The 5781-nt window shown below is 63.6% G+C and carries 6 protein-coding genes; 3 read left to right on the top strand and 3 right to left on the bottom strand.

What is annotated here, in order from left to right; all coding sequences use genetic code 11:
* The first annotated feature begins 313 nt into the window (after positions 1-313).
* Positions 314-901, top strand: coding sequence for a helix-turn-helix domain-containing protein (locus VML93_RS29270; RefSeq protein WP_325615858.1), 588 nt, complete (start codon positions 314-316; stop codon positions 899-901).
* A 128-nt stretch (positions 902-1029) separates the two neighbouring features.
* On the opposite strand, the gene VML93_RS29275 is transcribed toward VML93_RS29270, so the two are convergent.
* Positions 1030-1167, bottom strand: coding sequence for a hypothetical protein (locus VML93_RS29275; protein ID WP_325615861.1), 138 nt, complete (start codon positions 1165-1167; stop codon positions 1030-1032).
* Between the two features lie 536 nt (positions 1168-1703).
* Between VML93_RS29275 and VML93_RS38735 the strand changes: the two genes are divergently transcribed.
* Complete coding sequence (locus VML93_RS38735; RefSeq protein ID WP_414686481.1) at positions 1704-1955, top strand: alpha-L-rhamnosidase C-terminal domain-containing protein; 252 nt, start codon at positions 1704-1706, stop codon at positions 1953-1955.
* Between the two features lie 263 nt (positions 1956-2218).
* Positions 2219-3331, top strand: a complete 1113-nt coding sequence (locus VML93_RS29280) for a hypothetical protein (protein ID WP_325615863.1) — start codon at positions 2219-2221, stop codon at positions 3329-3331.
* A gap of 89 nt (positions 3332-3420) precedes the next feature.
* On the opposite strand, the gene VML93_RS29285 is transcribed toward VML93_RS29280, so the two are convergent.
* Positions 3421-4083, bottom strand: coding sequence for a Bax inhibitor-1/YccA family protein (locus VML93_RS29285; protein WP_325615866.1), 663 nt, complete (start codon positions 4081-4083; stop codon positions 3421-3423).
* Positions 4084-4263: 180 nt separating this feature from the next.
* Positions 4264-5781 (bottom strand): lysylphosphatidylglycerol synthase transmembrane domain-containing protein (locus VML93_RS29290; protein WP_325615869.1); only part of this gene is annotated, 1518 nt, incomplete at its 5' end.

Below are 5781 nucleotides of genomic sequence, written 5' to 3' on the forward strand. Positions count from 1 at the left end.
AAGCACACGCAATACGCGGTTGGAGCGTTCAAGTTCTAGGACCTGAGGCACTGCCTACATCGTCAGCTGCGGCAGGGTACGAGCGAGTCCCACCAGTCGAGTCCACGAAGTGACCTCGTGCAGACAATGGGGTCGGAAAACCGGACCACGGAGTAGCCGGAACCATTCGAGGAGCGTGATGCGAGGCCGCAACTCCTAAGCAGTCAACTCGAGGACGCTCTCCTCCCGCGCGGCGTGGAGGCTCGAATGACTAGATGTCTGCTGCAAGCGGCTCGCTGATGGTTGCTTGAAGCCCGACATATAGCCTGTCGGAATGACGGCTGATGAGGGCGACTCTGCGCATCGACTGCGATCGATCACGCGTACACCCACTCAGCTTCGCACCCTGAATGCAGCGCTCGCACTGTTCGCGGAGCACGGGGTCAGCGGAACGTCGCTGAAGATGATTGCCGAGGCTACCGGCGTGACCAAAGCAGCGATCTTCTACCAGTTTAAGACCAAGGACGACCTGGTTCTCGCGGTAGCAGAAATGGAGCTGGTCCCGCTCGAGGAAGCCGTCGAGAGGGCAGAACGCCAGACGTCGCGGGCGCGGGCGCGGGACGCCCTGCTCCGGGAGGTTATCGACATGGCTGTCGATCGACGCCATTTCGTGAGCGCGCTCCAAAACGACCCGGTGATGATCCGTATGCTCGCCAATCACGAGCCGCTCGCTGAACTCATGGAGCGAGCCTATGCCCTGATCCTCCAAGACGGCCGGCTGCGCTCCCGGGTGCGGATAGCGATTATGGGTGCGATGATCGGGGCTGCGGTCGTGCACCCTCTTGTCGCCAATATCGACGATAAGACGCTTCGCAGGGAGCTCCGGTCCGCCACGCGGCGTCTCTATGGCATCAACGTGTAGACGAACCTTCGGTCCCAGGGACTTCTCGGCTGTGAGTCCACGCTGCACGGTGCGGGGCTGGGGGTAGCGACTCCGACGTTGCACGTGATCCTAGGTTGGTCGAGGTCGAAGGGTCGTCGCTACGTGGCTTACGTCGCCGCTCGGCGCGAACGTCGCGCCACGATCCGGGACACCACCCACTCGGTGCCGAGTCCGTCGACACCATGCGACACCTGACGACTGACATTCGTCGGTGTTCCGTCCGGATTCACGAAGAGCTCATGCATGCCCCGACAGTACGGGTCTGACCCCGCAGATTGAACCTGAACGAGGCAGGTGCTCGTACGTTTGCCTCTCGATCTCGTTGAGATCGACCACCGGTTTGCCTCGTACCGGAAAGGCTTGGGCCGACGTCCCCCGCGCCGGCGCGGCACTCAGATCCCAGCCGCAGGCGGCGTATTCGGTGGCTGCAACTGGTCTTGGGCGTGGCGGGGGACTCGGGCGTGTGATGGCGCCTCGTCAGAAAGCTGATGCAATATGCCCGAGCGGGTGCAGCGCCGCGGTTGTTGCCCTCAACCCTGTGACAGCACCGTCGGATCTCCGGGTGGAGCATCTCGATCACCCGTTGGGGTGTCGCTCCAAGACCGAGGATGTCCTGGCACCTTTCCCGATGGCTCGAGAGACAACTCGCGTATCGACTTGAGCTCGATGGACGCGCGATGCCGGTCGTGCGCTCGAGCCAATCTGTTCTCATTTCCGTGGCCAGGCAGCCCGGTGCAGTCCCGGCAGCGACTGAGGTAGCGGGTGACGGTATGGACTGACGCTGGGGAGTGCGCCTGGTCGCGGCCGTGCGAACTTGAGGTCGGGCTTCTCGAGGTGCCTCACGTGGGCCGAGGCAACGCACGACTGTCCTTACGGCCGCATCACACCGTCGTGGCGAATCGCCCAAGGGATCTTCGAGATCGAGGTCACGATTCCTCCGGGCACAACAGCCAACATCGTGCTTCCGGATGGGACGAGCGCGCTGCGCACCTCCGGTACATGGCGTTACCAGTGCGAGGACATCGATGCTTAGACCGCGATTGACTACCCAGGTCGACTCTTCGGGTGTGCGTCAGGCAAGGTCGACGGCAACCGGACTGGACCGTCAACGAGGCGCTCAGGGGCCATCAGCAAGATCAACTACTCAGACAACCCGAGTCGATCGGGCTTAGTGCGAGCCTCGTGAGCAGCGAATGTCAGACATGATCTTGGATCACAATAGCCTCTCGGCTAGGCTACGAACCACACCCCGCCGTATATTGGATCAAGCTGTGGCCAACAGATAAAGGGAGCGTAATGAGCGAGTCCGACGAGACGATCCAGAAGGTGCTGGAGGTCCGCAAGGTCAACGTGGACTATGAGGAGCAGCAAGCGGCCGCCCCGTTGGATATCCCGGTGGATCTGCACAACTTCACAAAGTTCCCCGTCGTTGACCCGCCCGGAACGCACAAGCCGGTGGGCTCCGACACCCGGGGGGAGATCCAGCTCGGGTCCAGCCCGGAGCTCCCGGACTACAGCGGCCCGTTCAAGGCTGATCTGCGGTTCTCGGACTTCTCCAACCAGGCCTTGGTCGACATGATCGCGATGAGCGACGAGTACTACCGGGTGTGCGTGCAGGCGTGGGCGGATGAGACCGCCAAGCGGTACGGGCCGGAGTTGATGCGGGAGATCCAAGCCGAAGCCTGGTCGACCATCGTCCTGCCACAGCTCGCGGCGATGCTCACCGAGTGGATGCCGATCTCGGCGGAGCGGGCTGAGGCTCTCACCGCGGAGGTGTCGGCCGATGTCGCGGCGCGGCAGGCCGACGGTGGTGTTGTCACGATCAACCCGTTCAGAGCCGAGCCGGGCTACGTCGAGCTGCCCAAGGACCAGCTGGTGAAGCTGGCGTTGGGCAGTCACGAGTTTCTCCTGACGGCCATCGAAGGATGGGCCGGTGACATCGTGATCCGCTACGGGCTGGACGTCATGTTCGACTTCCAGTGGGAGTTGTGGAGCGAAAAAGTGCTTCCCGCGGTACGCGCCCTCAAAGCCCGGTGGATGAAGATCGGAGACGGCACCGTCGAAGCATTCATCAAAGACGTCCAGATCGACGCCTCCTCCTTTCCCGGCAAAGCCTTCGATCTCACCTTCGAGATGCCGGAGCCCGACGTTGGGATCATGACCTACAACAAGTGCATCCAGGTCAACCAGTGGGAATCGCTCGGACGCCCCGATATCGCGGAGAAATCCGCTCACGTCACCTGTCCGGCCTCGATCATCGAGACCGCCAAGATGTACAACCCGAACATCAAAGTCGAGATCCTCGCCATCCCACCTCGGGTCAGCACCGAGCACGTTTGCTGCAAATGGCGACTGTCCATGAGAGACGCCTCCGATCCCGAGTACGTCGAACCGACCGCGACTCCATAGGCGCGCCAAGACCGCTGCTCTCGTTGGTGCGGACGACGACGACCAGGCCGTCTTGCATCGATCGGGTGTCGACGATCTCTGCGAATAGCTCAGTTCTGCCGGCTGAAGATTCTCAGGAAGAAGAGGAACACGTTCAGGGCGTCGAGGAAGATCGACGCCGCAGTCAACGGGGCTGAGGCGAGGTCACCGCCCCGGCGAAGCCGCTGGAAGTCGAACATGGTCAGACCTGCGAAGATCACCAGCCCGGCAATGGCATAGATCAGCGAACCGTTTGGCAACTGGAAGAGGATCGCGACGATGCCGAACAGGATCAGCGCGATCAGGCCCCAGAAAGACACCCGCCCGAGCGCCGAGAGGTCTCGTCTTGTTGCGTAACCGACCGCGCCGAGAGCAGTCATGAACAACGCGGTGGCCGCGCCCGCCTGCCACACGACCTGCGGGTTCGTACTTGCGTAGTAGGCGATGGTCGGCGCGGTGCCGAGGCCGACCAATAGGCCGAAGCCGAACAGCAGACCAATTGCCGCAGAGCTTGCGCTGCGGACCGCGGGCCGCATCGCTATCAGGCAGGCTAGAGAGGCGATGAACCAAATCCATCCCCAGCCGTAGGACAGCGATCGACCGAGATACGCCCCGAGCGCGAAGAAGCCAGTCGTGATGGCGACCAGCCACATCGTCTGGCCGAAGAGCGTTCGCGTGTCAACGACGCCGCGAAAACCAGCGACGCCTCCTTCGTAGGTTGTGGATCCGCCCATTTTTCGCTCCTATTGCCGAGGACTGACGCTGGCGAGGGTCAGCCGCCAGACCAAGAACGCCCAGCATTGTGCAGGACTCCGGATTCAATAGTGGGCCGCCTGTGGATCTTCAGGTATGGCCGGAAGGGCCGAAGCTCTCCCGTCGCGTTGGGCTGAGGACACAACGCCCCTCCGTCGCAATCACACATAGCCAGCACGCTGCGCGAACTTCAACCCAACCCACCCGACCGGGATCGCTAACCAGAAGGTCATCAGCCGATAGATCAACACAGCTGAGGCTGCCGCACCGACGGGCATCCCCAGCGCGGACAGTCCAGCAATCAATGCGGCTTCAAGGGCACCAAGACCCCCGGGGACTGGGGCAGCGCTGGATAGGAGGTGGGCTCCGAAGTACACGGCACCGACCTGGGCCAACGGAAGGTCACCACCGACCGCATGCACGCACAACGCGAAGGCAACGACTTGGACAATCGGCCCGCCCAGGGCACCCACGACGACGAGCGAGAGGTGCTGAGGGCTCTTCGCCACCTCGGCGATGGTGATGCCGGCTGAACGCACAAAACCCCAGATCTTGTCCCGGAAGTAGCGGCGACCTCGCTGAGTGAGCCCGAAGACAGCGCAAGCGGCCAAGGCGAGACTGACCAGCAGCAACAACTGGTGCCGTCCCACGCTGAGGTGCACGGTGGTGCTGCGACCGCTCCGGGCCAGGAAGACCGAAACGAGCATGAGATTCGCTGCGATACCGGCGAGGGACTGCAGGCCGACCGAACCGGTTGCCGCTCCGGTATCGACGCCGGCGCGCTGCAAATAGCGGAAGTTGAGCGCCATACCGCCGACGTTATGGGGGGTGACCCGGTTGAGGAATGACCCCCCGAGTTGCACCAAGTAGGTGGGCCCGAAGGGTAACTGTGCAGGGATCGCGCCAAGCTGCAGGACGGTGGAGAACACCTGAGCCACGAAGATCGCGGGTACGACGGCAAGCAAGATCCACCAGTTCGCGCCGCGGAGGGCGGCGGCCGCCGCTCCAGCGTTAGCGAGTTGAGGCAGAACCAGATAGATGACCGCAAACGCGCCCAGCATTGTCAACGCTCGCTTCGCTGTGAACCGGGCGAGCGGTGCCAGTGGGGCGACCGGCACCGGATCCGCGGAGGTCACCGCCGCGCGCAGATCTCCGAGCAGGTCCGGACGGCCCCCTGGTTGCAGCCTGCGACCCCGCCTTCCGGCGGGTGTCGCGCCGGTGCGGCGCCGGTCGTGCTGCCGGACTTTCACCCGGGTTTCCCCCAGCAGTGCCAGTGGCTGCAGGTACGCGGCCGCGGCGGCAACGGCTTCGGGGCCGAGCCCGGCGATTGCGGAGGCAACGGATCGCTGCACCCCGAACTGGGTCGCGAGCGATGCGAGCAGCTCGGCGACGTCGGAGGCAAGCTGGCGGTCGGAGGCACCGAGCTCGGCCAGAGCCAGACCGGTGAGCCAGGCCTTACCCTGGCCGTCAACAAGGACGTTGTCGGTCCGCAGGAGTCGATGGGCCAGGCGATGCTGGCGAAGCAGTGCCACGCTGTGCCACAAATCGGCGAGCGTGGCATCGGAAACAGCCTCAGCGGAAAGGAGATCGAGGCGGCGCCCGCCGACGTCGAGAAAGGCGACGAGAGCCGCGAGGTGTCCCTGCCGTTCAGACACCGGATAGGCCACGACCGGTTCAGG

The organism is Mycobacterium sp. (assembly GCF_035499775.1).
In the GTDB taxonomy this organism is placed as follows: domain Bacteria; phylum Actinomycetota; class Actinomycetes; order Mycobacteriales; family Mycobacteriaceae; genus Mycobacterium.